Annotated in this window: 25 protein-coding genes and 1 tRNA gene; 15 read left to right on the forward strand and 11 right to left on the reverse strand. The window is 64.5% G+C overall.

Annotated features, from left to right (window positions below; genetic code table 11):
- Positions 1–49 precede the first annotated feature (49 nt).
- The gene (locus GRI68_RS10415) at positions 50–1,198 is read left to right on the forward strand and encodes a CaiB/BaiF CoA transferase family protein (RefSeq protein ID WP_160617181.1); all 1,149 of its coding nucleotides are present in this window, start codon (positions 50–52) and stop codon (positions 1,196–1,198) included.
- Between the two features lie 37 nt (positions 1,199–1,235).
- Here the strand turns inward: GRI68_RS10415 and GRI68_RS10420 are convergent.
- Positions 1,236–1,309, reverse strand: a tRNA-Gln gene (locus tag GRI68_RS10420).
- Between the two features lie 209 nt (positions 1,310–1,518).
- On the opposite strand from GRI68_RS10420, the gene GRI68_RS10425 reads away from it, so the two are divergent.
- Positions 1,519–2,817, forward strand: a complete 1,299-nt coding sequence (locus tag GRI68_RS10425) for a Ppx/GppA phosphatase family protein (protein WP_160617182.1) — start codon at positions 1,519–1,521, stop codon at positions 2,815–2,817.
- Positions 2,814–3,479 (forward strand): RlmE family RNA methyltransferase, encoded by a 666-nt coding sequence (locus GRI68_RS10430; protein WP_160617183.1) that lies wholly within the window; start codon positions 2,814–2,816, stop codon positions 3,477–3,479. Before GRI68_RS10425 ends, GRI68_RS10430 begins: the two co-directional genes overlap by 4 nt.
- A 101-nt stretch (positions 3,480–3,580) precedes the next feature.
- Here GRI68_RS10430 and GRI68_RS10435 read toward each other — a convergent pair whose 3' ends face one another.
- Positions 3,581–4,270 (reverse strand): c-type cytochrome, encoded by a 690-nt coding sequence (locus tag GRI68_RS10435; protein ID WP_160617184.1) that lies wholly within the window; start codon positions 4,268–4,270, stop codon positions 3,581–3,583.
- A gap of 84 nt (positions 4,271–4,354) precedes the next feature.
- Positions 4,355–5,383 (reverse strand): isoaspartyl peptidase/L-asparaginase family protein, encoded by a 1,029-nt coding sequence (locus GRI68_RS10440; RefSeq protein ID WP_407643349.1) that lies wholly within the window; start codon positions 5,381–5,383, stop codon positions 4,355–4,357.
- 120 nt (positions 5,384–5,503) lie between these two features.
- Between GRI68_RS10440 and GRI68_RS10445 the strand changes: the two genes are divergently transcribed.
- Complete coding sequence (locus GRI68_RS10445; protein WP_160617185.1) at positions 5,504–6,751, forward strand: mechanosensitive ion channel; 1,248 nt, start codon at positions 5,504–5,506, stop codon at positions 6,749–6,751.
- A gap of 169 nt (positions 6,752–6,920) precedes the next feature.
- On the forward strand, positions 6,921–7,118 hold the full coding sequence (locus GRI68_RS10450) for a hypothetical protein (RefSeq protein WP_160617186.1): 198 nt from the start codon (positions 6,921–6,923) through the stop codon (positions 7,116–7,118).
- Positions 7,119–7,136: 18 nt separating this feature from the next.
- On the opposite strand, the gene GRI68_RS10455 is transcribed toward GRI68_RS10450, so the two are convergent.
- Positions 7,137–8,156 carry a zinc transporter ZntB gene (locus tag GRI68_RS10455; protein WP_160617187.1) on the reverse strand — a complete coding sequence of 340 codons (1,020 nt, stop codon included), beginning with the start codon at positions 8,154–8,156 and terminating at the stop codon, positions 7,137–7,139.
- Between the two features lie 129 nt (positions 8,157–8,285).
- Here GRI68_RS10455 and GRI68_RS10460 point away from each other — a divergent pair, with 129 nt between their 5' ends.
- The 5 genes from GRI68_RS10460 to GRI68_RS10480 all read left to right on the forward strand — a co-directional run bounded on the left by GRI68_RS10460 (position 8,286) and on the right by GRI68_RS10480 (position 12,658).
- Positions 8,286–9,587 (forward strand): OmpP1/FadL family transporter, encoded by a 1,302-nt coding sequence (locus GRI68_RS10460; RefSeq protein ID WP_160617188.1) that lies wholly within the window; start codon positions 8,286–8,288, stop codon positions 9,585–9,587.
- A gap of 187 nt (positions 9,588–9,774) precedes the next feature.
- Positions 9,775–10,914 carry a flavodoxin-dependent (E)-4-hydroxy-3-methylbut-2-enyl-diphosphate synthase gene (gene ispG, locus GRI68_RS10465; RefSeq protein ID WP_160617952.1) on the forward strand — a complete coding sequence of 380 codons (1,140 nt, stop codon included), beginning with the start codon at positions 9,775–9,777 and terminating at the stop codon, positions 10,912–10,914.
- Complete coding sequence (locus tag GRI68_RS10470; RefSeq protein ID WP_160617189.1) at positions 10,911–11,411, forward strand: thioredoxin family protein; 501 nt, start codon at positions 10,911–10,913, stop codon at positions 11,409–11,411. Before ispG ends, GRI68_RS10470 begins: the two co-directional genes overlap by 4 nt.
- Positions 11,412–11,474: 63 nt before the next feature.
- Entirely contained in the window at positions 11,475–11,825 is a 351-nt protein-coding gene (locus GRI68_RS10475) for a hypothetical protein (RefSeq protein WP_160617190.1), read from the forward strand.
- Between the two features lie 125 nt (positions 11,826–11,950).
- Complete coding sequence (locus GRI68_RS10480; protein WP_160617191.1) at positions 11,951–12,658, forward strand: murein L,D-transpeptidase catalytic domain-containing protein; 708 nt, start codon at positions 11,951–11,953, stop codon at positions 12,656–12,658.
- Between the two features lie 29 nt (positions 12,659–12,687).
- Here GRI68_RS10480 and GRI68_RS10485 read toward each other — a convergent pair whose 3' ends face one another.
- Positions 12,688–14,064, reverse strand: coding sequence for a L,D-transpeptidase family protein (locus tag GRI68_RS10485; RefSeq protein ID WP_160617192.1), 1,377 nt, complete (start codon positions 14,062–14,064; stop codon positions 12,688–12,690).
- 132 nt (positions 14,065–14,196) lie between these two features.
- On the opposite strand from GRI68_RS10485, the gene GRI68_RS10490 reads away from it, so the two are divergent.
- The 3 genes from GRI68_RS10490 (at position 14,197) to GRI68_RS10500 (ending at position 18,648) form a co-directional block, all read left to right on the forward strand.
- Positions 14,197–15,084 carry a DMT family transporter gene (locus tag GRI68_RS10490; protein WP_160617193.1) on the forward strand — a complete coding sequence of 296 codons (888 nt, stop codon included), beginning with the start codon at positions 14,197–14,199 and terminating at the stop codon, positions 15,082–15,084.
- A 121-nt stretch (positions 15,085–15,205) separates the two neighbouring features.
- The gene (gene acnA / locus GRI68_RS10495) at positions 15,206–17,878 is read left to right on the forward strand and encodes an aconitate hydratase AcnA (protein ID WP_160617194.1); all 2,673 of its coding nucleotides are present in this window, start codon (positions 15,206–15,208) and stop codon (positions 17,876–17,878) included.
- Positions 17,878–18,648 carry a prolyl hydroxylase family protein gene (locus GRI68_RS10500; RefSeq protein WP_234028778.1) on the forward strand — a complete coding sequence of 257 codons (771 nt, stop codon included), beginning with the start codon at positions 17,878–17,880 and terminating at the stop codon, positions 18,646–18,648. The genes acnA and GRI68_RS10500 overlap by 1 nt, the downstream gene beginning before the upstream one ends.
- Positions 18,649–18,729: 81 nt before the next feature.
- Here the strand turns inward: GRI68_RS10500 and GRI68_RS10505 are convergent, their stop codons facing one another.
- From GRI68_RS10505 to ruvA, 3 genes are all read right to left on the reverse strand, one after another.
- Positions 18,730–19,578 carry a PEP-CTERM sorting domain-containing protein gene (locus GRI68_RS10505; RefSeq protein ID WP_160617195.1) on the reverse strand — a complete coding sequence of 283 codons (849 nt, stop codon included), beginning with the start codon at positions 19,576–19,578 and terminating at the stop codon, positions 18,730–18,732.
- Between the two features lie 191 nt (positions 19,579–19,769).
- A complete protein-coding gene (gene ruvB, locus GRI68_RS10510; RefSeq protein WP_160617196.1) occupies positions 19,770–20,834 on the reverse strand; it encodes a Holliday junction branch migration DNA helicase RuvB in 1,065 nt (354 codons plus the stop codon).
- The gene (gene ruvA, locus GRI68_RS10515; protein WP_160617197.1) at positions 20,831–21,433 is read right to left on the reverse strand and encodes a Holliday junction branch migration protein RuvA; all 603 of its coding nucleotides are present in this window, start codon (positions 21,431–21,433) and stop codon (positions 20,831–20,833) included. Before ruvA ends, ruvB begins: the two co-directional genes overlap by 4 nt.
- 152 nt (positions 21,434–21,585) lie before the next feature.
- On the opposite strand from ruvA, the gene GRI68_RS10520 reads away from it, so the two are divergent.
- Complete coding sequence (locus GRI68_RS10520; protein WP_160617198.1) at positions 21,586–21,849, forward strand: DksA/TraR family C4-type zinc finger protein; 264 nt, start codon at positions 21,586–21,588, stop codon at positions 21,847–21,849.
- A 9-nt stretch (positions 21,850–21,858) separates the two neighbouring features.
- On the opposite strand, the gene ruvC is transcribed toward GRI68_RS10520, so the two are convergent.
- Entirely contained in the window at positions 21,859–22,332 is a 474-nt protein-coding gene (gene ruvC, locus GRI68_RS10525) for a crossover junction endodeoxyribonuclease RuvC (RefSeq protein WP_160617199.1), read from the reverse strand.
- Between the two features lie 162 nt (positions 22,333–22,494).
- The gene (locus GRI68_RS10530) at positions 22,495–23,241 is read right to left on the reverse strand and encodes a YebC/PmpR family DNA-binding transcriptional regulator (RefSeq protein ID WP_160617200.1); all 747 of its coding nucleotides are present in this window, start codon (positions 23,239–23,241) and stop codon (positions 22,495–22,497) included.
- A 55-nt stretch (positions 23,242–23,296) separates the two neighbouring features.
- Here GRI68_RS10530 and GRI68_RS10535 point away from each other — a divergent pair, with 55 nt between their 5' ends.
- Positions 23,297–24,052: a CPBP family intramembrane glutamic endopeptidase gene (locus GRI68_RS10535; RefSeq protein WP_160617201.1), complete on the forward strand. Its 756-nt coding sequence runs from the start codon at positions 23,297–23,299 to the stop codon at positions 24,050–24,052.
- A gap of 76 nt (positions 24,053–24,128) precedes the next feature.
- On the opposite strand, the gene GRI68_RS10540 is transcribed toward GRI68_RS10535, so the two are convergent.
- Complete coding sequence (locus GRI68_RS10540; protein ID WP_160617202.1) at positions 24,129–25,043, reverse strand: alpha/beta hydrolase family esterase; 915 nt, start codon at positions 25,041–25,043, stop codon at positions 24,129–24,131.
- Between the last annotated feature and the right edge of the window lie 101 nt (positions 25,044–25,144).

Here is a 25,144-nt window from a genome sequence, read left to right on the forward strand (position 1 = left end):
CGTATACTGGCTAGTAGATTTTTTAACTTACGAGAATATCGGGGGTGGAATGCAGGACGGCACGGCGCAGAAAACGGGCAACGCAAACGGAACGAACGCGCCGCTGGACGGGGTCCGAGTAATCGAATTTTCGGGCCTCGGCCCGACGCCTTTCGGGGCGATGCTGCTCGCCGATCTGGGCGCCGAAATCATCCGGATCGTTCGCAGCGACGCAGAGAACCCGCTTGGCGGCGATGCGCAATTCGACTTCATCTATCGCGGCCGCCCCACCCTGCCACTTGACCTCAAGGACAGCGCCGATCGCGAGCGGGCGTTCGATCTCATCGCGCGCGCCGATGTGCTGATCGAAGGCTTTCGGCCCGGCACGATGGAGCGGCTCGGACTCGGGCCGGACGATACCGCAGCACGCAATGCTCGCCTGATCTACGCCCGGATGAGCGGTTGGGGCCAGGAGGGGCCGCGCGCGCAGGAGGCCGGGCACGATATCAATTACCTCGCCTTGAGCGGTGGCCTTTATCCGATCGGGCCCTTCGACGGCCCGCCCACTCCGCCGCTCAATTTCGTCGGCAATTTCGGTGGCGGCGGGATGTTCCTCGCCATGGGCGTGCTGGCGGCCTTGCAGGAACGCGAACGCTCGGGCGAAGGGCAGGTGCTCGACGTCGCCATGGTCGACGGGATCAGCGTGCTGATGACGCAACTGGCAGGCTGGATGCAGATGGGCCAGTGGAACGGCGGGCGCGGCGGCAATCTGCTCGACGGGAGTGCCTATTTTTACCGCTGCTACGAAACGGCAGACGGTCGTCATATCGCGGTCGGCGCGCTCGAAAAGCCGTTCCACGACCTCTTCGTCGAAGGGCTGGGGCTGGAGCCGGACGCGTACGACGACCACCTCGATCCGCGCTGCTGGCCCGAACGCGCCGAACGCATCGCCGACATCGTGAAGACCCGCACCATGCGCGCATGGGAAGAGGCCTTTGCCGGAAGCGACGCCTGCGTCACCCCGGTGCTGACGCTGGAGGAAGCCGCCAAGGGCCCCGCCAATGAAGCGCGCGGTTCGTTCCTGTCGAGCGATACCTCTTTCCAGCCCCGCCCCGCCCCGCGCTTCAGCCGCTCGGCAGTGCGCATGCCCGCGGAAACCGTCGGCAACGAATCGGCAGAGGACCTGCTGGCTCGCTGGGACGCAACTCCGCGCCCGTGAGCAAATGCACGATGGGAAAATGACACGGGAGAGGAAGTGGATGCCCCGCGAGGATTCGAACCTCGATTGACGGAGTCAGAGTCCGTAGTCTTGCCATTAGACGACGGGGCAATCGGAGGCGCGCATCTAGGAGCGGGGCGGAGATTCGTCAAGCGTCGCTGCGCCGCACGTCGAACACGGTGCGTGCATCCCCTCGTCGATCGAGCGCGAAGCCGGCCGATTCGGCTCGAACTTGCCGATTCCAATCGCTTGCCCTAGGTTCGTTGTCAGGTTCCCGCAGGCTTGTGTCGGCGGGCGAAAGAACAAAAGAGACGCGTATCATGGCGGAAGACGATCCGTCGGCCGTGCGCGGGGCACAAAAACGGGACCGGGAGCGGTCGGACAGCAGCGGCAAAAGTCAACGTCGCAAGTCCAAGGGAAACGCTTCCAGAAACGCCTCGCGACCGCCCGGCCAGAAACGGGAAAATCCCCCGCACAAGCGGGCGAAAAGCACAGCTGGCGATGTCCGGCAGCGGACGGTCGAGAAACGCGCCGCTCCTTCGTCGACACCCGATATGGGTCCGGCACAGAACCCCTTCGTACGGACCCCGCACCATCGCCAGGCCTATGCCGCGCTCGATCTGGGCACCAATAATTGTCGCCTTCTGATCGCCCGTCCCGAGGGCAAGGATTTCACCGTGATCGATGCTTTCAGCCGCGTGGTGCGATTAGGCGAAGGCCTGACGCTGAACGGCAATCTCTCCGATGAGGCGATGGAGCGCACACTCGCCGCCCTGCATGTCTGCGCGGCCAAATTGCGCCGCCGCCGGGTCCATCTCGCGCGCTCGGTCGCGACCGAAGCCTGCCGCCGCGCCGGTAACGGCCCCGCTTTCATCGAGCGGGTGCGCAAGGAAACCGGCATCGTGCTCGACATCATCTCCGCACGCGAGGAAGCGCGGCTCGCCGTGCTCGGCTGTCACGTTCTGCTCGAACATGGAGACGGGCCCGCGATGATCTTCGATATCGGCGGCGGATCGACCGAGCTGGTGCTGGTCGAAACCGGCGGCACGATTCCCACCATTCTCGACTGGCAGAGCGTGCCGTGGGGCGTCGTATCGCTGACCGAGGAGATCGGGCCCGAACCCGAAGGCGGGAAGCAGGCGCGGCTTGATCGCTACGACAAGATGCGCGCGACCGTGACCGAAGCGTTCGCCGAGTTTTCCGAGCGCATTGCCCCCTCGCGCCGGGCGAGCCGCTTCGGCGAAGGCGGCCTGCGCCTGCTCGGCACCAGCGGCACGGTCACCACGCTGGCCAGCCTCCATCTCGAATTGCCGCAATACGATCGCCGCGCGGTCGACGGCCTCATCATGCCGAGCCAGGGCATGCGCGACATCGCCTCGCGACTGTCCGCTTTGTCGCCACAGGAGCGCGGGCAGGTTCCGTGCATCGGGCATGATCGCGCCGAACTGGTGGTCGCCGGTTGTGCGATTCTCGAAACCATTCTCGACCTGTGGCCGGCCGAACGCCTCGGCGTGGCCGATCGCGGAATTCGCGAGGGCATTCTGCGCTCGATGATGGCAGCCGGCATGGAGGGGGATCGCGCCCGCGCCGAGCTCGCGGCCAAGCAGGGCGCGTCATGAGCCGCTCGGGCAAGGATCCGGTGCGCCGCGTGCGCAAGGCGCGCGGTCGCAGCGAAAGCTCGCGCCGCTGGCTCGAACGCCAGTTGAACGACCCGTGGGTCAAGCAGGCCAAGCAGGAAGGCTATCGCAGCCGTGCGGCCTATAAACTGAAGCAGATCGACGAGAAGGCGAACCTCCTGCGCGGAGCCAAACGCGTGGTCGACCTGGGCGTGGCGCCGGGGAGCTGGGCGCAGTTGGTGCGCGAAGTGGCGCCCAAGGCCGCAATCGTCGGCATCGACCTGCTCGAGACCGAGCCGATCGAAGGCGTGACGCTGTTGCAGATGGACTTCATGGACGATGCCGCGCCCGATGCCCTGATCGACGCGCTGGGCGGTCCACCCGATCTCGTGCTGTCGGACATGGCGGCCAACACCACCGGCCACAAGACGACCGACCAGCTTCGCACCGCGGGACTGGTCGAGACCGCGGCCCATTTCGCGATCGAGAACCTCGAGGACGGAGGAACCTTCGTCGCGAAGGTCTTTGCCGGGGGCACCGATCAGGATCTGCTTGCGGTGCTCAAGCGCCACTTCAAGAGCGTGAAGCACGCCAAGCCGGAGGCCAGCCGCAAGGGTTCGCCCGAATGGTATGTCGTGGCCAAGGGCTTCAAGGGGCGAGACTAGCCGCCAGCGACGCCCGATAATGCAATGCCGCCACCCCTGCTTTCGCAGAGATGGCGCACGCGTGTCGGTTTGTTGAGCTGGCGCCTATCGGCGCAGCGCGATTATTCGGGCTGGCTGTCGCTCGCCGAAAGGTCGCTGGCCGCAGCAGGATCGGGCTGCGCAAGCGCGCCGGCGTCGGCCGGATCGGTCCCGACTTCGGCGCCCGCTTCGCCATTGTCCTGCGCCGGAGCTTCGAGCTCTTCCCCTTCGGCAGGCTCGGCCGGGGGCGGGGGCAGCGGGATGTTCGAACCCTGCGTGTTGAGCCACGCCATCAGGTTCGCGCGATCTTCCGCTTTGGAAAGGCCGGGGAAGCTCATCTTGGTGCCGGACGCGAACTTGCGCGGGCTGGCGAGCCAGGCGTCCATGTTTTCCCAGCTCCATTCGCCGCCATGCGCCTTGAGGTCCGCGCTGAACGCGAAACCGCCACGGCCGGTGGCGATCGCTTCGCCCATCACGCCGTAGAGATTCGGGCCGATGCCGTTGGCCCCGCCCTGTTCGACGGTGTGACAGGCCGAACACTTGGCAAAGACCTTCTCGCCCGCCGCAACGTCGGCAGCGGCAAGCAGAGTCGCAAGCGCCGGGCCCTGCTCCGCGCCTTCCTCATCGTCGGCACCCTCGATGACGAAGCCTCCGCCCTCGGGCGAATGCGGCTTGTCAGCCTGGAAATAGTGCGAGGACAGGCTGACCCCGCCGAGGAGCACGATCCCCGAAAAGAGAACCCATCCGAAGGTTGTGTTTGTCCGATTTTCCATGGCGCCGTCGCGTTTCTCTTGCTGGGAACTTGCGCGACGCCTTAGGAGCGAGTGCGGCGCAAGGCAAGGGCTGCGAGCCCCGAGTCAGTCGACTTCGCTTGCAAAGATCGCAACCGCATTGCGGCCGGTCGAGTCCGCGCGACCGCGATACATGCCTGCCGTGTCGAAAGCGAAAGCGAGATCGCCGTTCGTTCCGGCGACGATGACGCCGCCATTCCCGCCCATTTCGCCCATTTCGGCGATCACCGCATCGGCGGCGACCTGCGCGCTCTCGCCCTTCATCCGCATGCGAGCGCAGATTTCCGCCGCCACGCCCACGCGAATGAAATATTCGCCCCAGCCGGTGGCGGAAACGGCGCAGGCACGGTTGTCGGCATAGGTGCCAGCACCGATCATCGGCGAATCGCCGATCCGGCCCCAGCGCTTGCCCGTCATCCCGCCGGTCGAAGTGCCCGCGGCCATGCTGCCATCCTTGTCGCGGGCGACCGCACCCACCGTGCCGAACTTGGTATCGATCGCAAGCTGGCTGGTGTCTCCGGCCTTCATCTGCGCCTCCTTGTAGCGTTCGAGCGCGCGCTTTCTTGCTTCGGTGCCGAACCACGAAGGATCGACCAGTTCGAGCCCCTGCTCGGCAGCGAATTGCTCGGCACCTTCGCGGCTCAGGAAGACATGCGGGCTGTCCTCCATCACCGCGCGGGCGAGCAGGATCGGGTGGCGCACATTGCGGGTGCCGGTGCTGGCGCCTGCATCGCGCGTGCGCCCGTCCATGATCGAGGCGTCGTGCTCGTTGACCCCGTCCCACGTGTAGACCGCGCCGCGCCCGGAATTGAACTTCGGATCGTCCTCCATCAGCATGATCGCGGCGGTCACCGCATCGATCGCGCTGCCGCCATCCGCCAGCACTTGCGCACCGGCGTCGAGTGCGGCCTGCAGCGCGGCTTCGTAAGCGGCGCGGGTTTCGGCATCCATCCGCTCGGGCGACATCGTGCCGGCCCCGCCATGGATCGCGATCGACCATCTGGGCGCCTCGTCCGCCACGGCGGGCGACATGGTGAGGAACAGCGCGGCCAGAAGCATGGCAGGCGCGGCGAGCAGGGCGGTAAGGTTGCGCATGCCCGATGGTCTGCGCGGCCGTGCGCGAATTGGCAAGCGCACGACTTGTGCACACCCGATTTTGCCCTGTCACGCCCGCATGGTATTGTTGACCCAGAACAAACACGGGGAGTGTTCGCAATGCAAATAGGCAATTATCGTTTCGACGAGAATGTGGCGATGGAGGTGCTCGAGAAGATCGGGCTCGCCATCCTCGTCCTTCTGGGCACATGGATCGCTGCGCGCGCGGCGAAATGGGCCTTCGCCCAACTGGTCGACAAGATCGCCTTTTTCCAGCGCGGCACCGGCAGTGGCAAGTCGCTCGGGGAATCGCTCGGCGAAATCGTGGGCCTGCTGATCTGGCTGTTCGGCCTGCTCGTGCTGCTGACCGTGCTTGGCCTCGCATCGGTGGCCGATCCGATCAATTCGCTGCTCGGCAACGTGGTCGAATTCATCCCCAATCTGGTGGGGGCGGGCCTGATCTTCTTCATCGGACTGATGGTGGCCAAGATCGTGCGCGACCTCATCACGACCTCGCTTCAGACGGTCGATTTCGACAAATGGGCCAATCGCGGCGGGGTCGATACCGTCACCGGCAACACCACGATCAGCAAGACGATCGGCACGGTGATCTATGCGATCATCGTCGTGTTCGTCTCGATCCTGGCGCTCGACGCGCTCAATCTCGACAGTGTAATGGCCCCGGCCAGCAACATGCTGCAACTGATCTTCGACGCGATCCCGCGGATCATCGGCGCGGCCATCCTGCTCGGCATCGGCTATGTCATCAGTCGCTTCGTGGTCGATATTCTCAAGGAGATTCTCGCCGGCTTCGGGGTGGATCGTTCGCTTCAGGCGGCCGAGCTGCTGCCCGAGGGGACCAAGGCCTCGGCCGTGCTGGCCCGTGTGGTGCAGGTGGCGATCATCCTGTTCTTCGCCATCGCCGCGACCCGCCTGCTCGGCTTCCCCGAGCTCACCGAACTACTCAACGAGGTGCTCGCCCTGGGTGGCAAGGTGGTGTTCGGCGCGGTCGTGATCGGTTTCGGCTTCCTGCTCGCCAACATGCTCTCGCGCATCATCTCGGGCGCGGAAAGCGGATCGCTGGCCGCCTCGATCGTCAAATGGGCGACGATCGTGCTGTTCACCTTCATGGGGCTGAGCTTCACCGGCGTCGGCAGCCTGATCACCGAAACCGCCTTCACCGCGATCGTCATCGGCATCGCCGTGGCGGGTGCGTTGGCCTTCGGCCTGGGTGGACGCGAATGGGCTGCCCGCAAGCTCGAACAGATGGACGATGCGGCCGCAAAGCCGGGCGTCCCGCCCGCGCCCAAGCCGCCGGGCAAGCGTTCCACCAAGCTCGCGGACGATCCGCTGCCGCCGGGCGCATAAGACGGCCGGGTCGATAGATCGACGACAAATGGAAGGGGCGCGGAATTCAGGTTTCGCGCCCCTTCCTTCGCCCCGTTGACGGGAACCCGCCCGAACCTTCATCTGTTACATTCCGGTGGCGGGGGATTCGTTCTCGAATACCTCGGCGACACCGAACGCGGGGGACAGCATGACACATGAAGAGCGAATAGAGCGGCTGATGCATTCGGCCAGCAATTGCACCCACATGCTGCACGCGATCGACCGCAAGATGGCCGATGCGCTGGTCTGTCTGGAAGAGGGGCGGGACGAGGAGTGCAAGCAGCTGATCGCCCAGCTCAAGGACGCCCTGCCCCAGGCCATCGCGGTTCTGGACTTGGAAAAGTGACCAGCACCGTAGTGCTGATCATAACCAGCGCAGTTTCCGAAACAGGAAAAACAGCCCAAACATGATCCCGCCGCACAGGGCCACGACTTCCCAGAACGCATCGGGATCGTTGAGCCCCGGCATCCCGCCGACATTGATTCCGAACAGCCCGGTCAGGAAGCCGAGCGGCAGGAAGATCCCGGCCACGATCGTGAGCATGTACGTCGCGCGTTCATTGGCCGCGAGCGAGCGGGCGCGCAGTTCGTCCTGCATCACCATCGCGCTTTCTTTCGAAATATCGATATCGTCGAGGTAGCGGCGCAGCCGGTCGATCGTTTCGGCAATTTCTCGGCGATCGTGATCCTCGAACCAGGCAGGTGCCTCGCGGCTGATCGCCTCGAGTGCAACATGCTGCGGCGCCATGTGGCGTTTCAGCGCCAGGCAATTGCGCCGGATCAGCGTGATCTGTTCGAGCATCCCTTCGGCGTCTTCTTCGGGATCGGAATCCTCGAGCGTGTCGATATGATCGTTCATCTCGACGATCGCAGCGTTCATTCGCGTGACCAATTGCTCGGCCAGTTCGGTCACGATCGCGCCGCAATCGGTCGGTCCGTCGCCCGCATCGATCGCCCGCAGGATCCGGCGCGGCGTCTGCAGCGGAATTCTGCGCAACGTGATCAATCGCGCGCCGTCGCACCACATCTGCATCGAGACCATGTCTTCGGGCTCGGCACCGGGATTGAAATTGATCCCCCGCAGCGTGGCGACGAGTGCACCGCCTTCGCGAAACGCGCGTGGGCGGGTGCGGTCGGATACAAGCAATTCCCAGGTCGGCTCGGGCAGGGCGCGCGTATCGCGCAGCCATTCGATCACGCCGGGGCGGTCGCGGCACAGATGCACCCACATGACTTCCTCGGGATGCTGCGGCTCCCAATATTGCGCCTCGTCCCAGCTGATCGGGCGGGCCCCGCCCTTGCCGTCGAGCACCCTGCCGAACAGCAGCGGGCCGTCGGCGTCGTCTTCGGCCGATGGCTCGGCGGTCGGGTCGGGTGCGTTCATCGGTTGCATCTTGCCGAGGCGGTGTCGCTTGGCAATCCCGTGATGCGCAAAAGCAACAAGCCGGTCGCCAATCAAAGGGCACTTTTTAAGTGGTTGTTTCGCGATTCAATTTGGCAGAAAGCGCCAACCATGAAGACGGACAAATCCATTATCGCCGCGCTTGCGCTGACCAGCGCGCTTTCGACCACGCCCGCTCTGGCCGGCGGTTTCTATGTGCAGGAGCAATCCGCCAAGGAGGCCGGGCGCGCCTATTCGGGCGAAGCGTCCGCTGCCGACAGTGCTGCGACCATTTTCTTCAATCCGGCCGGGATGACCGAGCTCGGCGGGATCACGATCGAAGGCGGCGGACAATTGCTGTTCGTCGATGCGAGGCAGGAGAACACCGGCAGCACCCGCACCTATCCGGGCGTCGCGGGCACCTTCCCCGTCACCGGCAGCGAGGGCGGCAATCCGTTCGACCAGCCGATCCCGGTCCCCAGCTTCTATGCCAGTGCGCAAGTGAGCGAACGGGTGTGGGTCGGCCTCGGGGTCAGCAGCCCGTTCGGCGTTTCCTCGGGGTATGAAGACGGGTTCTTCGGCCGCTACGATGCGCTCGACGCCGATCTCCTCACCCTCAACGTGCAGCCGAGCGTCGCGATCAAACTGTCGGACAATGTCTCGATCGGCGGCGGAGTCGATGTCCAGTACATCGACGCCACGCTCGCCAACGCGCTGCCCAACCCTTCGCCGGCCGCGCCCGATGGCCGGCTGGAAATCGGCGGCGACGACATTTCCGTCGGCTTCAACGTCGGCGCGCTGGTCAAGGCCGGTGCCGTGCGCTTCGGCGCGCACTACCGTTCGCAGGTGAAGCACACGCTCGAAGGCACGCTCGACGTGACAAATCTCGGCGGGCCGCTTGCCCCGCTCAACGGCGAGTACGATGCGACGACGCCGATCACCATGCCCGACATCTTTACGCTGTCGGCGGCGCTCGATCCCGGTGGCCGATGGCGCGGCTATGCCACGGCGCGGTTCTACGACTGGAGCGATTTCGATCGCCTCGATTTCGTCGCGCCCGGCTTCCCGCCGACCAGCAGTCCCCAGAACTACGCCGACAGCATGTCGATCGCAGCGGGCGGCGAATACGATGTCTCGGAGAAGCTGACTTTGCGCGCCGGTACGATGTGGGATGAAAGCCCTGTCGGCGACACCTTCCGTTCGACCCGCGTGCCCGATGGCGATCGTGTCTGGGCGAGCATGGGAGCGACCTACGCTCTCGGCGACCATCTGGCCGTGAACCTCGCCTACAGCCACGTCTTCGTTTCGAGCGAGCCGATCGCACGCACGAACGTGTATTACGGCGGCACCGCGGCGCAGACGACGACGGTTACCCGGTCGAACAGCACCGGCAATGCCGATGTGCTGGCCTTCTCGATCGCCGCGACCTTCTAGGCGCACGGCCTCACAGGCGTTTTCCTAAGCCGTGCAGACCTGCTAGGGATGCACGGCATGCACCGGACTGTCGCAATCGTGCCATATCGCGCCCATATCGGCGCTGCGATGGCGTGCAGCCCACGCGATTTTTTCTCCTCTGGACTGTGTCACACCCGGTCCATGCTTCAGGTTTGAGCCTATGAGTCTGAACGATATCCGTCCCTGGCGCACGATCGAACGCCGCCAGTCCCGCCAGATCATGGTCGGCAGCGTGCCGGTCGGCGGAGATGCGCCGATCACTGTGCAGACGATGACCAACACCCCGACCGAGGATGTCGGCGCCACGATCGACCAGATCCGCCGCTGCGAGGATGCGGGCGCGGACATCATCCGCGTATCGTGCCCCACGGCCGATGCGACCGAACACTTCGACGAGATCGTGAAGGCGGCGACCATCCCGATCGTCGCCGATATCCACTTCCACTACAAACGCGCATTGGAAGCCGCCGACAAGGGCGCGGCCTGCCTGCGGATCAATCCGGGCAATATCGGCTCAAGCGAACGCGTGGCCGAAGTCGTCCGCGCGGCGAAGGCCAATGGCTGCGCGATCCGCATCGGCGTCAATGCCGGCAGCCTCGAAAAGGACCTGCTCGAGAAGTACGGCGAGCCCTGCCCCGAAGCGCTGATCGAGAGCGCGCTCGATCACATCAAGCTGCTGGAGGACCACGACTTCCACGAATACAAGGTCGCGGTGAAGGCCAGCGACGTGTTCCTCGCCGTCGCCGCCTATCACGGGCTTGCCGAAGCGGTCGATTGCCCGCTCCATCTCGGCATCACCGAAGCGGGCGGGTTGATCGGCGGGACGGTCAAGAGCTCGATCGGCATCGGCAACCTGCTGTGGGCCGGGATCGGCGACACGATCCGCGTGTCGCTGTCTGCCGAACCCGAAGAGGAAGTGCGCGTCGGCTTCGAAATCCTTAAAGCGCTGGGCCTCAGGACCCGCGGCGTCCGCGTCATCTCGTGCCCCAGTTGCGCGCGGCAGGGCTTCGACGTGATCCGCACCGTGCAGGCGCTCGAAGAACGGCTCCAGCACATCAAGACACCGATGAGCCTCTCTGTGCTCGGCTGTGTCGTCAACGGACCCGGCGAAGCGCGCGAGACCGATATCGGCATCACCGGCGGTGGCAATGGCAAGCACATGGTCTACCTCTCGGGCGTCACCGATCACCACGTGCAGTCGGGCGACATGCTCGATCACATCGTCGACCTCGTCGAACAGCGCGCCGCCCAGATCGAGGACGAAATGAGCGATGCCGGAAACGCCGATGCGGTAGCCGCCGAGTGAGGTTTGCGCCGACGCTGGCAGCGATCGCGCTTCTCAGCGGCTGCGCAAGCGTTCCGCCCGCATCCGCCTCGCGCCATCCCGAAGCGGCCAGCTACGACGCCTCTGCCGACGCGATGGCCGAAGTCGATGCGGCGCTCGACAGGGCGGAAGGCAATGGCAAGCGGGTGATCGTCGCGCTCGGGGCGAACTGGTGCCACGACAGCCGTGCCTTTGCCGGATGGCTCGATACGCCACGTTTCCAGGCCCTGGCGAACCGCGCATTCGAGATCGTGTTCGTCGATGTCGGCAACCCGCAAGCGGGCGAAGGGCGCAACCTCGGGGTCGTCCGCCGCTTCGGGATCGATCCCGTCGAAGGCACGCCGACCGTGTTCGTCGTCGACGCCGAGGGCACGCTGCTCAATCCCGAAACCGCCCGCGGTTGGCGCAATGCCGCGAGCCGCAGCGAGGATGCGATTTATGCCGAACTCGAACGATACGCGCCGCCGCCGGGTGCTTGACAGGTTTCGTCAGTGTCTTTTGATACACCTGGTGCGCAGGTTTGGGATCGAGGAGGCAAGACGATGAAGATTGTGAAAGTTACAGGCCTCGCATTCGCGGTCGCACTGGCGGGATGCAGTTCCGGTTTCGAGCAGGCTAAACAGGAAGCGATCGACAGCTGCATCAGCAGCGCTTCGGGACGCCTGACCGATGGCGAATGCACCTGCATGATCGACAAGGCGTTCGATTCGCTCGATGCGGAAGAGAAGGAACTTCTCGGCAAGATCGCCCAGACCGAAAAGGGCATCGATGACGAGGAACTGGCCGAGCGGATCGGGGTGGATCGCAGCGAGATGCAAAGCACAATGCGCAGCGCGATGGGCAAGATCCGCGACACCCAGATCGCATCGGCCCGCCAGTGCATGGGTCAGTAGAGCACCGAGCATCGAAGGCTTCAGGGCACTGGACGCGCTGATCGGATGCTCGTTTCGGCGCAAGCGAGGCCGGGCGTATCGCGTTCAGTGTTTACTCAGCGTCCGCTCTGCTATGGTGCCGGTCTATGGATCGACGCCAATTCATCGGAGCGGGAATAGCGCTGGGCACTGCCCTGGCGCTTCCCGCACGCCTTGCCGCGCAGACGGCGAGCCTCTCGGCGCGCGACCGCAAACTCTTCGCGATCGCCGAGGAAGGCCTCGCCAAGCACGGCAATATCCTGTGGCACCGCGATGTGGTCGGCGTCGCCGATTTCGGCGTGCACTCGGCGCATCCGCGGCTGCACTTCGTCGATTTCGACAACAACCGCGTCCGCTCCTACCTCTGCGCCCATGGCACCGGATCGGACCCGCAGCACGATGGCTGGCTCAAATGGTTTTCCAATGTCGAGGGTTCGAACGCCACCAGCCGCGGCGCCTATTTCACCCGCGGATGGTATGAGGGGCGCTACGGCGTCTCCATCCGCCTCGATGGACTCGACGACACCAATTCCAATGCGCTCGACCGGGCGATCGTCATGCACCAGGCTAGGTATGCGCGCGAAAGCCATGTCGAACGCTGGGGGCGGCTCGGACGCTCGAACGGCTGCTTCGCCATGGACCCGGCCGATTTCGACGAGGCGCGCCTGCATCTGGCCGGCGGCAAGCTGCTGCTCGCCGACAGCTATGGAATCGGCCACGATGGCGAAAAAGTGATCCCGCCCTGGCAGCAGGCCGAGATCCTGCAGGACGATCCGCCTCGCGACGAACAACGGGACAATCCCGGAGTGTACTGACGAGGGATGGCCGCCCGGCGGCCGGGAAACTAGGCTCCCGGCTGCTCGATCGCGACCACTTCCTCATCGGTTTCGCGCGCGCGATTGCCGACGCGGGCGGCATCGAGGCTGGCGAGGACCGGCGCATCGCGATCATAGATATCGCCGAACGTCTTCATCTTGCCGTCCACATCGGTGCCCATGGTGAAATAGGTGATGTAAACCGGCCATTTCCGCTCGAGCGCGACCTTGGTGTATTTGCCCGAGGCCGCGATTTCGATCGCTTCTTCCTTGGTCGCGCCCTTGCCGGCGATCGCCATCGTGATCGCGAGTTCGTCGGCATGTTCGGTGCGGATGCAGCCATGGCTCAGCGCGCGCATGTCGCGCCCGAACAAGCTCTTGGCAGGCGTATCGTGGATGAAGATCGCGTGAGGATTAGGCATGTCGAGCTTCATCCGCCCGAGCGAATTGCCCGCGCCCGGCTGCTGGACAACCGTAATAAAGCCATTCTCGCTTTTGGAAGCGGTGTAGCCATTGGCCTTGGCCCAACCCGGATTTCCGAGCACCTTCGCGCCCAGGCCTTCGCCCTTCACGATCGATTGCGGCACCGTCCAGGTCGGATTGAATACCACACCCTGAACCGTTTCGGCCAGCTGCGGAGTGGCGGTGCGGCCGGGCTTGCCGACAATCGTCCGGTAATTGAACAGCACCTTGTCGCCGACTGTAACGCGCAATTTGTATTCGGGCACGTTCGTAAGGAGATAGAACCGGCCGAGATCGCGCGGCAACCAGCGCCAGCGATCGAGGTTCGCCCTGATCAGCTTGCGCTTCTTTGCATCCTTGGTCTTTGCCAGTTCGGCCTTGAGTGCGGCATAATCGCGATGCTCGGGCGCAAGCTTGGCCAGTTCTCCGGCGATATCGCCGCTTTCAAGCGCGGCTTCCATGACCGTGAAGGTGGGGATGAGATCGGGATCGGGATCGACCACGAACCACTGGCGACGTGCATCCATCGGGGTGCGTCCGTCGCGCAGGTCCTCGACCAGATATACGAACACCTTGCTCGCCAGCGCGTTGAGTTCATCGCCCGGTCCGGCATCGATCGCCGCGCCCAGTTCGAGCGGGAAGTAGTCCGACGGCATCAGGCCTTCATCGCCGATCCCCTCTACCACGGTGAGCAGCGCGCGCGCATCGGCCTGCGACCATTCGCCGACCGGATTGGGATCGGCTTCGGGCGGGATTTCCTGCACCACCGCCTGAGATGTTTCTTCGATGTCGGGGGCATCCTGGCCTGTCTGCTGAACGGCCTTCGGGGCAGGAGCGGCTTGCTGGGGCAGCACGTTTTCCGGCTCGGCGGTTTGCGCGGCAAGCGTCGCGGGAAGTGCAAGCGCCATGGCGGCACCGAAGGAAAGGGCGGATTTCAAAGTCATAATGGGTCCCCGAGGCAGGCACACCGATGCCTGAATATGGCCCCTGTATAGCACCCCACTTGCTGTCGCGGAACTGAATTGGCGCGGACGGCGCGCTTGTGCCACTGCATTTCGCCGCGCATGGGACACGCGATGTCGTTACGCGCGCCTCATTTGTTTCCCGTCTTCGCCGCGCTGGCCGGCGTCGCCTGCCTCTCGCTGATGGACGCCTTCATGAAGAGCGCGGCGCTCGCGATCGGGGCCTATAGCGCGGCGACACTACGCTATGCGCTCGGGTTTGCGATGGCGACACCGGTCTGGCTTGCGGCCGGGGGCCGATGGCCCGGGCGGACCGCGCGACGGTTTCATGTAATCCGCGGTTTCGTGACCGCATTCATGTCGCTGACCTTCTTCTACGCGCTCACCAAGCTGCCGATCGCCGAAGCGATTGCGATCTCGTTCTTTGCGCCGATCATCTCGCTTTATCTTGCCGCGCTGATCCTGAAGGAGAGTGTCCGGCGCGAAGCGATCTGGGCCGCTCTGCTGGGGCTTGCCGGAACGCTGGTGATCGTCGGCGGACGCATCGGGCGCGAGCGGATGACCGAGGATGCCGCCTGGGGTCTCGCTGCAATCGGGGTCTCCGCCCTGCTTTATGCCTATAACCTGGTGCTCGGTCGCCAGCAGGCGCAGGTCGCGGGCCCACTCGAGATTTCCGCCTTCCATAGCGGGGTGGGCGGACTCGTTCTCGCGCTGGGTGCCCCGTTTTTTCTCAGTCTGCCGGCGCCCCCGGTGTGGACCGATCTCGCCTGCGCCGCGCTGCTGACTGTGGTCGGCGCTGCCGCGCTTGCCTGGGCCTACGCTCGAGAGGAGGCACAGGTGCTTGTTCCGATGGAATATTCGGGATTTATCTGGGCGAGCATCTTCGGATGGCTCTTCTTTCGCGAGGCCGTTCCGCCGACCACGATCGCAGGCGTAGCCTTGATCGTGACGGGCTGCTGGATCGCGACACGGCGCAAGCGGCCCGAACAGGCGCTTGTCTAAACCGGAACAAAAGGGCTCTCCCCTTGATTTTCTAGGTGACTGCGCGCATCGCGCAGCCACACATTTCCGCCGCTTTCGCCCCTCGCGCGAGCGCAAGATTACATACAGGGAAACAACACGCATGACCCAGGTCGGCCAGGACACGCTCGGCACTCGCACAACGCTTGATGTCGCGGGCAAGGAATACGCCTATTATTCGCTCGCTACGGCAGGCGAGAAACTCGGCGATGTTTCCAAACTGCCGTTCAGCCTCAAGGTCCTGCTGGAAAACATGCTGCGGTTCGAGGATGGCGGACACACCGTTTCCACCGATCACGCGCAGAAGATCGTCGATTGGGTCAAGAACCCGACCACCGGTGACGAGATCCAGTATCGCCCGGCGCGCGTGCTGTTGCAGGATTTCACCGGCGTGCCCTGCGTCGTCGATCTCGCCGCGATGCGCGACGCGATTTCGAAGCTTGGCGGCGACACCGCCAAGATCAATCCTCAGGTTCCCGTCAACCTCGTGATCGACCACTCGGTGATGGTCGACGAATTCGGCCACCCCAAGGCGTTCGAACAGAACGTCGAGCTCGAATACCAGCGCAACGAGGAACGCTACGACTTCCTCAAATGGGGCTCGAAGAGCTTCGAGAACTTCTCCGCCGTGCCTCCGGGCACCGGCATCTGCCACCAGGTGAACCTCGAGCACATCGGCCGCGGCGTATGGTCGAGCGAAGGCCCGGACGGCAAGCTGACCGCCTACCCCGATACCTGTGTCGGCACCGATAGCCACACCACTATGATCAACGGCCTGGGCGTGCTGGGCTGGGGCGTTGGCGGGATCGAAGCCGAAGCTGCCATGCTCGGCCAGCCGATCTCGATGCTGATCCCGCGCGTCGTCGGCTTCAGGCTCGACGGCAAGCTCGCCGAAGGCGTCACCGCGACCGACCTTGTGCTGACCTGTGTGCAGATGCTGCGCGAAGTCGGCGTCGTGGGCAGCTTCGTAGAATTCTATGGCCCGGGCGTATCCAATCTTTCGCTCGCCGATCGTGCGACGATCGCCAACATGGCGCCCGAATACGGCGCGACCTGCGGCTTCTTCGGGATCGACGAAAAAACCCTCGACTACCTCCGCCTTACCGGCCGCGACGAACACCAGATCGAACTGGTCGAAGCCTATTCGCGCGCGCAGGGCATGTGGTTCGAGCCGGACAACGAGCCGGTGTTCTCCGAAACGCTGCAGCTCGATCTGGGCAAGGTCGTTCCATCGCTCGCCGGGCCCAAGCGCCCGCAGGACCGCGTGATCCTTCCCGAAGTCGACGAGCTGTTCAATTCGGACCTCAAGACGCTCTACAACAAGGACAAGCCGCACCGCGTCGATGTCGACGGCAAGGACCACGATATCGGCGATGGCGATGTCGTGATCGCCGCGATCACCTCGTGCACGAACACGTCCAACCCCGATGTGCTGATCGCCGCCGGTCTGGTCGCCGAAAAGGCGGTGGCCAGGGGCATGACGCCCAAGCCGTGGGTCAAGACCAGCCTCGCGCCCGGATCGCAGGTGGTCACCGATTACCTCGTCAAGTCCGGCCTCCAGGCGAGCCTCGACAAGATCGGTTTCGATCTCGTTGGCTACGGCTGCACCACCTGCATCGGCAATTCGGGCCCGCTCGCCCCGCCGATCAGCAATGCGATCAATTCCAACGACATCGTTGCGGCTTCGGTCCTCTCGGGCAACCGCAACTTCGAAGGCCGCGTGAGCCCCGACGTGCGCGCAAACTTCCTCGCCAGCCCGCCGCTGGTCGTCGCCTATGCGCTCAAGGGCACCGTTACGACCGACATGGTCGACGAACCGCTCGGCCAAGATCGTGACGGCAACGATGTTTTCCTCAAGGACCTGTGGCCGACCAATCAGGAAATCGCCGATCACCGGGCTGCCAATATCGACCGCGGTATGTTCGAGAAGCGTTACGCTGACGTCTACAAGGGCGACGAGCACTGGCAGAAGATCAACGTCGTCGGCTCCGACACCTATCAGTGGAAGGCCGGATCGACCTACGTCGCCAGCCCGCCCTTCTTCGACGGTATGGAACTGGAGCCGAAGCCGGTCGAGGATATCGTTGGTGCCAAGCCACTTGCGGTCCTGGGGGATTCGACGACGACCGACCACATCTCTCCCGCCGGCTCGATCAAGGAAGACAGCCCAGCAGGCGAATATCTGAAATCGCATCAGGTCGCGAAGGCGGACTTCAACTCCTACGGCTCGCGCCGCGGCAACCATGAAGTGATGATGCGCGGCACCTTCGCCAATATCCGCATCAAGAACGAAATGGTCCCCGGTGTCGAAGGCGGCGAAACGCTCTACAAGGGCGAGCAGATGCCGATCTACGACGCGGCGATGAAGCACAAGGAAGATGGCACCCCGCTGGTCGTGATCGGCGGCAAGGAATACGGCACCGGCTCCAGCCGCGACTGGGCGGCCAAGGGCACGATCCTGCTCGGCGTCCGTGCCGTGATCGTGGAAAGCTACGAGCGTATCCACCGCTCGAATCTGATCGGCATGGGCGTGCTGCCCCTGCAGTTTCAGGACGGCGAAGGCCGCGAAAGCCTGGGCCTGAACGGCGACGATACGTTCACGATCAAGGGCCTCGACAATCTCGAGCCGCGCTCGGACGTCGAAGTCGAAGTCACCCGCAAGGACGGCTCGACCTTCATCTTCAGCGCCAAGTGCCGGATCGATACCGCAAACGAAATGGACTATTATCGCAATGGCGGTATCCTCCATTACGTGTTGAGGAAGCTTGCCGCCTGATGTTCGATTTCTCCCGGATCAAGGTCACGTTCGGGGCGCAGGACAGTTTCCTTGCGCCCACGACGCCTGCCCCTGCGCCGAGAGAGCCCGAGCCGGGCAGCGATCCGATGGCGGATCCGACCAAACTGGCGAAAATCGGCGACCAAGTGCGCGAGAGGCTACGCGCCAATCCGAAAGCGGAGGATCTGGGCGGCGACAAAGCCGACCTGTTCCGCGTCCCGGGTTTTCTGACGCCCGACGAATGCCGCCGGATTTGCGAGGCGATCGATCGCAAGGTCGGCCCATCGACCCTGTTCAAGGGAACCGAGGTGAACGGGTTTCGCACAAGCTCGACGCATTATTTCGATCGCGAAGCACCCGAAACGCTCGCGCTCGAGCAGAAGATCGATGCGGTTCTCGGCCTAGACCACAGCTATGCCGAAACGACGCAGGGCCAGCGCTACGAAGTCGGCCAGCAGTTCAAGCACCACTTCGACTACTTCTTCGAAAGTCAGGAATACTGGCAAACCGAACGCCGCCGCGGTGGGCAACGCACATGGACCGCGATGGTCTTCCTCAACCAGCCCGAAGCCGGCGGCGAGACCGATTTCAAGGAGCTCGAGCTCCCGATCCCGCCCGAAACTGGTACGCTCGTTACCTGGAACAATATGGGGCGCGACGGCCTTCCCAACGCCAACACGTTCCACGCCGGAACCCCGGTCGTAAAGGGGAGCAAATACGTGATCACCCAATGGTACAGGCAGGAACCCTGGAGCCTGTCGATGCGCTGAGCGCGCGACGCAACTTGCAGCTGACAAACAAAAGGCCGGGATCGCTCCCGGCCTTTTTGCATCTGGATCGGCTGAGGCAGCTCAATCCATATCGAAGCACACGGCGACCTTGCGGCGACGGCGGCGCTGCAGCCCGACCATGCTCAACGCGGCAAGGCCGAACAGGCCCATCATGCCCGGCTCGGGCACCGGAGTCGGCGGCGGAGGAGGCGTGCAATTGCCCGAGGTCGTGCAGGGCGGCGGAGGAGGAGGGGGCGGCGGCGGCGGAGGCGGCGTGCAACCGCTGGTCATGCAGCCGCCGCTGGTCGAGACGTTGCCCGTCTGCTCCTGCTCTTGCTCCTGGCCCTGTTCCTGATCCTGGTTTTGTTCCTGATCCTGGTTTTGCTCTTGTTGCTGTTCCTGCTGCTGATCTTGTTGTTGATCCTGCTGCTGGTCCTGGCTCTGCTCATTCGAGTTATCGATATCGATATCGATATTGACGCCATCGCCCTGGCCAAGATCATTGTTGACGACGACGCTGCCGCCACCGCTCGATCCCAGGAAGCCGCCGAAGAAGCCGCCGCCGAAGCCTCCACCGCCGGACGATCCACCGACAATGATCGGGGTGCTGCTGCCGCCGCTTGCAGGCATGGCTCGGCTACGCGGCACAGGCGTTTCATAGGGCACCAGGATGACCTGCGTTTCGGGTTCAGGATCGCGGGGCGGAATGGCACGTGCGCGCGGCGGAGGCGCGGCTTTCTTCGGCACGGTACGGGCGCGCTTGATCGGGCGCTTTACCTGCTTGACCTGCTTGACCTTCTGGCCCTTCACGGATTTGTAGGAGGGCGCATCGGTGGCGGGCGCTTCCGCAACATGCACGGCACCGCCGCCGACGAGTGCACCGCCCGCAGCTGCCGCCGCCAGTTTCGCCAAGGCCATTTTTACCGACATACTATCCTCGTACTTTCCGCGAGGCTCGAATCGGCATGAACCGACCAAGCCTTGTTAGGTCATGGATCAGAAAGACAAAGTAAACGCACACGCGCAATTGCGTTAACCTTGCCATTTCGTCCCGATCCGGGATTCAGACCCCAAGCGACAGCGCCATAGCAGGCTTCGTCCCAAATTGGTACGATTTTCGCCTAGTCAGCGTCCTGATCATCGGAGGCGAACAGCCCGGGCTGGCCTCGCTGAGCGTCGCGCGAAGACAAGGCTGGAGGGGCAAGGTCGAGATGTTTCCACCCGCCCTCGTTCAGGCAGCGTCCGCGTGCCGTGCGCGCGATGAGGCCAAGCTGGATGAGGAACGGCTCGATCACTTCCTCGATCGTGTCGCGCGGTTCGGACAGTCCGGCGGCAAGCGTTTCGACCCCTACCGGCCCGCCCTTATAGGTATCGGCAATCATCCGGAGATAGCGCCTGTCCTGCGCATCGAGCCCGAGGCGATCGATCTCGAGACGCGTCAGCGCCTCGTCCGCAACCGAGCGGGTCACGGTGCCGCTGTTCTTCACCTGCGCGAAGTCGCGCACCCGCCGCAGCAAGCGCCCGGCCACGCGCGGCGTTCCGCGCGCCCGGCCCGCAATCTCGCGCGCACCGTCGCCGTCGATCGCCATGCCGAGTTTGTCCGCGCCGCGCGTCACCACGCGGGTCAGTTCGTCGACGGTGTAAAAATTGAGCCGCACCGGAATGCCGAAGCGATCGCGCAAGGGGGTGGTCAGCAACCCCTGCCGCGTCGTTGCACCCACCAGCGTGAACGGCGGCAGGTCGATCCGCACACTGCGCGCCGACGGCCCCTCGCCGATGATGATATCGAGCGCGCGGTCCTCCATTGCGGGATAGAGCACTTCCTCGACCACCGGATTGAGCCGGTGGATCTCGTCGATGAACAGCACGTCGTGCGCATCGAGATTGGTGAGGATCGCGGCGAGATCGCCCGCCTTAGCGATCACCGGACCGGAGGAAGCGCGAAAACCCACGCCCAGTTCGCGTGCGACGATCTGCGCCAGGGTGGTCTTGCCCAGCCCCGGCGGCCCGAAGAACAGCACATGGTCCATCGCCTCTTCGCGCGCCTTCGCCGCCTCCACGAACACCCGCAAATTCTCGCGCGCCGCTTCCTGCCCGATAAACTCGGCCAGCGTCTTCGGCCGCAGTGCGGCGTCGGGATCATCCGGCTGTCGGTCGGGGGTGTGGAGGGGGACGGGTTCGGTCATCCTGCCGCCTTCTTGAGAGCGACGCGAATCAGATCGCTCTCGCCCGCACCATCGCCCAGTTCTTCCTGCGCGCGGGCGACGGCTTGCGCGGCCACGGCGGGCTTGAAGCCGAGATTCTGCAAGGCGCTCACCGCATCGGCGCTGGCGCTGCCGGCAGGCGAGGCCGCCACACCGGCGATGCCGCCACCGCCCGGAAGTGCGCCGGCCTTGTCTTTCAGCTCGTTGACGATTCGGCCCGCCAGTTTCGGACCCACGCCCTGCGCGCGGGACACCATTGCGGCATCCTGCGCGGCGCAGGCATCGCGCAATTCGTCGAGGTTGAGCGCGGAAAGGATCGCGAGGGCAACCTTGCTGCCCACGCCCTGAACCTGCGTCAGCAGGCGGAACCAGTCGCGTTCCGACGCTTCGGCGAAGCCAAGCAGTCGCATGTCGTTTTCGCTGACCTGCAAATCGGTGAACACGGTCGCGCTGTCGCCGCGCGCGCCCAACGCCTCGAGCGTGCGCGCCGAGCAATGGACAAGATAGCCGACGCCCTGGACGTCGACGATCGCCCAGTCAGCGCCGAAATCGTCAAGCGTTCCGGTGAGTTTCGCAATCATGGCGCGGACCCTAGCGCGGGTGGGCAATTAGTCGAGAGCGTCATGGTCCCCCTTCTACAGCTGCAGAACGTATCGGGAACTGAAAATCGCCCCGAAGCGTTTGTATTCAGCGTTTGTATTTTCAGGGACCACGCAATCACGAAGGACGCGACATGGCAGGCGGATGGGCGCGGGATGGCGCTGTACAGGACCAGATCGACGATACGGTGCGCGACGCCGTCGAGGCTGCGCGTGCGCGGATCGCCCGCGGGCCGAGCGCGACCCATTGCGACGATTGCGGCGAACCGATTCCGGAAAAGCGTCGCGAGCTCGTGCCTGGCGTGCGCAAATGCGTCGAATGCCAATCGGGCGAGGATCGTACCCTGCGCCACAGCGCAATCAATCGCCGCGGCTCCAAGGATAGCCAGCTCCGCTAGTGCGCGAAGCTAGCGGGGCGCGAGATGAGCGTCCGCGATCGCGACCGCCAGCGCATCGGCGGCGTCCGCGCCGGCAAGCGCGACACCCGGCAGCAGCACTTTCAGCATGGCCTGAACTTGCGCCTTCTCCGCCGCGCCCGTTCCGACCACCGCTTTCTTGACCAGACGGGCCGCGTGCTCGTTCACCTTCAGGCCTACCGTCCCGCAGGCCGCAAGAACAGCCCCGCGCGCCTGCGCGAGCTTCAAGGTCGATTGCGCGTTCTTGTTGACGAAGATTTCCTCCGCCGCCGCCCGATCGGGTTGGTGAGCAGCGATCACCTCCGCGATGGCCGCCTGCAGTGTCGCCAACCGCTCGGCCATCGGTGCCTTGGCCGCCGTGGGTGCCTGGCCGTTCGCGACATGCGCGATGCGCGAGCCATCGACCCGGATCACGCCCCAGCCGGTGCAGCTGAGCGAAGGATCGAGGCCGAGGATAAGAGTCATTGGTCGGGTGCGGTCAGGCATCCGCCTGACCTCGGCGCCAGCCCGACTCCCCCTCCCAACCACCCGATACCGTATCGGGCCATGATCGGGTGGTTGGGAGGGGGAGTCGGGCCGGAACCGCAAGCGACGGACGGATGTCCGGCGCGCACCAAACCAAAAACCTCATGCGTCAAGCTTGTCCATCACCTCGTCGGAGATGTCGTAATTGCCCCACACTGTCTGGACGTCGTCATCGTCGTCCAGCGCATCGATGAGCTTGAGCAGCACGCCCGCATCCTTCTCGTCCATGTCGACGGTGAGGTTGGGCTTCCATGCGAGCTTGACCGTCTCGGCCTCGCCCAGCGATTTCTCCAGGTCGCTGGCGACCTGGTGGAGATCGTCCGCCGCAGTCCAGATTTCGTGGCCGTCTTCGGACGACTGGATGTCTTCCGCGCCCGCTTCCATCGCGGCTTCGAGCACCTTGTCCTCGCTGCCCGCATCGGCAGGGTAGAGGATGAAACCGAGGCGTTCGAAGCCGTGGACAACGCTGCCCTCGGTGCCGAGATTGCCGCCATTCTTGGAAAACGCCGTGCGCACGGCGGTGGCCGTGCGGTTGCGGTTGTCGGTCAGCGCTTCGACGATGATCGCGCTGCCGCCGGGGCCATAGCCTTCGTAGCGGACCTCTTCGTAGTTTTCCTCGTCGCCGCCGGTCGCCTTGTCGATCGCGCGCTGGATATTGTCCTTTGGCATCGACTGCGCCTTGGCGTTGTTGATCGCCAGCCGCAGACGCGGGTTCATGTCCGGATCGTCAGCGCCCATCTTGGCCGCGACGGTGATTTCGCGGCTCAGCTTCGAAAACAGGTTCGAACGCTTCTTATCCTGCGCACCTTTGCGGTGCATAATGTTCTTGAATTTGGAATGGCCTGCCATGGTAACTCGCGATAGCGGTTGTCGGAATACGCTGAATGGAGGCCGCAATAGCCGCATGACCGAGCAATCCTCAAGTCTTCAGAACGATATCGGACCACGAGCATCGCTCCGCGATCTCGGCCGGTTCGTCCTGCGGCCCCGTCTGCCCACGCAAATCCCGCGCTTTTCCGCCACTGTGCTGCCGCGTGTGTTCAAGCTCTACGCGCTCGACATGGTGCTGATGTGCCTGATGCTCGGCGCTTTTCTGGCGGTCGAGATGGCGGGCACCGAGATGCCGAGCAACGCGTTCGACGAGATCGATCTCGGACCGCGCTGGATCGCCGCGATCGTCCTGTGCGCGCCGGTGGCCGAGGAACTGGCATTTCGCGGTTGGCTATCGGGCAAGTTGGGCGCACTCCTCGGGGCGCCGGTCGCAGCGGTGGGCGTTTTCTTGCTGGCAGGCGCCCTCGTCGCGGCGCCTGGCTCTGGCGACATGGGCGGGATGATCATCGCGGGGTTCGTGATCGTGGCGCTTGGGGCCGGCCTTTTCTTCTGGCTGCGCAACCGGGGCCCCTATCGCTGGTTCACCTGGGCCTTCCCGCTGCTGTTCTGGTTCAGCTGCATCGCCTTCGCCGCGATCCATCTCGGCAATTACGAGGATACCGACCAGATGCTCTGGCCGCTGGTTATCCCGCAATTCCTCGCCGGCATCATCTTCGCATACGCCCGCGTAACGTACGGGCTGTGGTCGAGCATGCTGCTGCACGCCCTGCATAACGGCACCTTCGTTGCGCTGGTGCTGGTGGCCGAAGCGATGGCGCCCGGAACCTAAATCCCGACGGCGGACCCCAATGGATGACCATGGCGAGGCGCCTTACACCGGCGACGTCGCGCGGGGCGAAGCGGAGTTAATGAGCCTCGCGCCGGTAGCGCTCGAAAAACGCCCACATCGCCTCGTTATCGACTACCCAGCTGTGTCCGCCGTTTACATCGATACGCGAAGCGACAACCGTGCCGTCCGCGCAGTCGCCGTAGCGCTCTTCATAGGTGTCATGATCGACCCACGACGTCGTGGGTGCCGCGCGGCAGGCATTGATCTGCGCCCAGCGCTGCTCTGCGGCATGCATCGAATAGCCCCAGCGCATCCCCTGCCCCCCGGCGAGCGGGTTGGTGTGGTCCTTCAACCCGTTGAAGGCGAGCACCGGCATGGGGTTCTCCGGCGTGCAGGTTTCCGGATCGACCTGCGCCATGTCCTCGCGCCGCGCACGGCCGGCGCGCAGTCCGACGACCGGTGCGATGGCGGCGTAGCGGGTGCTTGCGACGCAGCCGAGCCAAGAGGTCATCCGCCCGCCGCCCGACAGGCCGGTGGCGTAGACGCGCGCAGGATCGGCGCAACCGCCTTGCGTAAGCTCGTCGGCGATGCTCGCGATAAATTCGACATCGTCGCGCTCATCAGGCCCCGGCACTTCGCCCGCCACCGTAGGCACGCCCGGAATGTTCCACGCATAGCCGCGCTCCAGCGGGATACCCGCATCGGGCGCAACGAGGATGAACCCGTGCGCGTCGGCCGTTTCGGCGAGCTTGCTGTCGCGCAGCATCGCGGCACCCGTGCCTCCGCTGCCGTGGAGCAGGAACACGAGCGGCACTGGGCCGCGCGCGGGATCGTATCCCTTGGGCGTGTGAACGAGAGTCTGCATGCCATCCTCGGAGGTGACCGGCACCATCGCGGTCTGTCCGGGAGCCGGAAGCAGGCAGGCGGCGCTGGCGCTGGCGCTCGCGGGGAAAATCAGCGCGGCGATGAAGGCGAGTGAGAAAAGACGCATCGGGGATAAGTGCATGAGCCGGGCCCCCGGCGCAACGGCAGATTATGGCGGGAAGTGGCTAGCGCGCCGGTTCAGGTTCTGACCGCCGACGATGGCGCGGC

The organism is Alteriqipengyuania halimionae (assembly GCF_009827575.1).
GTDB classification, from domain to species: domain Bacteria; phylum Pseudomonadota; class Alphaproteobacteria; order Sphingomonadales; family Sphingomonadaceae; genus Alteriqipengyuania_A; species Alteriqipengyuania_A halimionae.

Excerpts from the sequence above, each read along its gene's own strand:
- GRI68_RS10505 (WP_160617195.1), bottom strand. The coding sequence starts at position 19,578 with ATGTCGGTAAAAATGGCCTTGGCGAAACTGGCGGCGGCAGCTGCGGGC.
- acnA (WP_160617194.1), top strand. The coding sequence starts at position 15,206 with ATGACCCAGGTCGGCCAGGACACGCTCGGCACTCGCACAACGCTTGAT.
- GRI68_RS10425 (WP_160617182.1), top strand. The coding sequence starts at position 1,519 with ATGGCGGAAGACGATCCGTCGGCCGTGCGCGGGGCACAAAAACGGGAC.
- GRI68_RS10475 (WP_160617190.1), top strand. The coding sequence starts at position 11,475 with ATGAAGATTGTGAAAGTTACAGGCCTCGCATTCGCGGTCGCACTGGCG.
- GRI68_RS10520 (WP_160617198.1), top strand. The coding sequence starts at position 21,586 with ATGGCAGGCGGATGGGCGCGGGATGGCGCTGTACAGGACCAGATCGAC.
- GRI68_RS10415 (WP_160617181.1), top strand. The coding sequence starts at position 50 with ATGCAGGACGGCACGGCGCAGAAAACGGGCAACGCAAACGGAACGAAC.
- ruvB (WP_160617196.1), bottom strand. The coding sequence starts at position 20,834 with ATGACCGAACCCGTCCCCCTCCACACCCCCGACCGACAGCCGGATGAT.
- GRI68_RS10490 (WP_160617193.1), top strand. The coding sequence starts at position 14,197 with ATGTCGTTACGCGCGCCTCATTTGTTTCCCGTCTTCGCCGCGCTGGCC.
- GRI68_RS10530 (WP_160617200.1), bottom strand. The coding sequence starts at position 23,241 with ATGGCAGGCCATTCCAAATTCAAGAACATTATGCACCGCAAAGGTGCG.
- ruvA (WP_160617197.1), bottom strand. The coding sequence starts at position 21,433 with ATGATTGCGAAACTCACCGGAACGCTTGACGATTTCGGCGCTGACTGG.
- GRI68_RS10485 (WP_160617192.1), bottom strand. The coding sequence starts at position 14,064 with ATGACTTTGAAATCCGCCCTTTCCTTCGGTGCCGCCATGGCGCTTGCA.
- GRI68_RS10500 (WP_234028778.1), top strand. The coding sequence starts at position 17,878 with ATGTTCGATTTCTCCCGGATCAAGGTCACGTTCGGGGCGCAGGACAGT.
- GRI68_RS10460 (WP_160617188.1), top strand. The coding sequence starts at position 8,286 with ATGAAGACGGACAAATCCATTATCGCCGCGCTTGCGCTGACCAGCGCG.
- GRI68_RS10440 (WP_407643349.1), bottom strand. The coding sequence starts at position 5,383 with ATGCGCAACCTTACCGCCCTGCTCGCCGCGCCTGCCATGCTTCTGGCC.
- ruvC (WP_160617199.1), bottom strand. The coding sequence starts at position 22,332 with ATGACTCTTATCCTCGGCCTCGATCCTTCGCTCAGCTGCACCGGCTGG.
- GRI68_RS10455 (WP_160617187.1), bottom strand. The coding sequence starts at position 8,156 with ATGAACGCACCCGACCCGACCGCCGAGCCATCGGCCGAAGACGACGCC.
- GRI68_RS10430 (WP_160617183.1), top strand. The coding sequence starts at position 2,814 with ATGAGCCGCTCGGGCAAGGATCCGGTGCGCCGCGTGCGCAAGGCGCGC.
- GRI68_RS10435 (WP_160617184.1), bottom strand. The coding sequence starts at position 4,270 with ATGGAAAATCGGACAAACACAACCTTCGGATGGGTTCTCTTTTCGGGG.
- GRI68_RS10540 (WP_160617202.1), bottom strand. The coding sequence starts at position 25,043 with ATGCGTCTTTTCTCACTCGCCTTCATCGCCGCGCTGATTTTCCCCGCG.
- GRI68_RS10480 (WP_160617191.1), top strand. The coding sequence starts at position 11,951 with ATGGATCGACGCCAATTCATCGGAGCGGGAATAGCGCTGGGCACTGCC.
- GRI68_RS10450 (WP_160617186.1), top strand. The coding sequence starts at position 6,921 with ATGACACATGAAGAGCGAATAGAGCGGCTGATGCATTCGGCCAGCAAT.
- GRI68_RS10535 (WP_160617201.1), top strand. The coding sequence starts at position 23,297 with ATGACCGAGCAATCCTCAAGTCTTCAGAACGATATCGGACCACGAGCA.
- GRI68_RS10445 (WP_160617185.1), top strand. The coding sequence starts at position 5,504 with ATGCAAATAGGCAATTATCGTTTCGACGAGAATGTGGCGATGGAGGTG.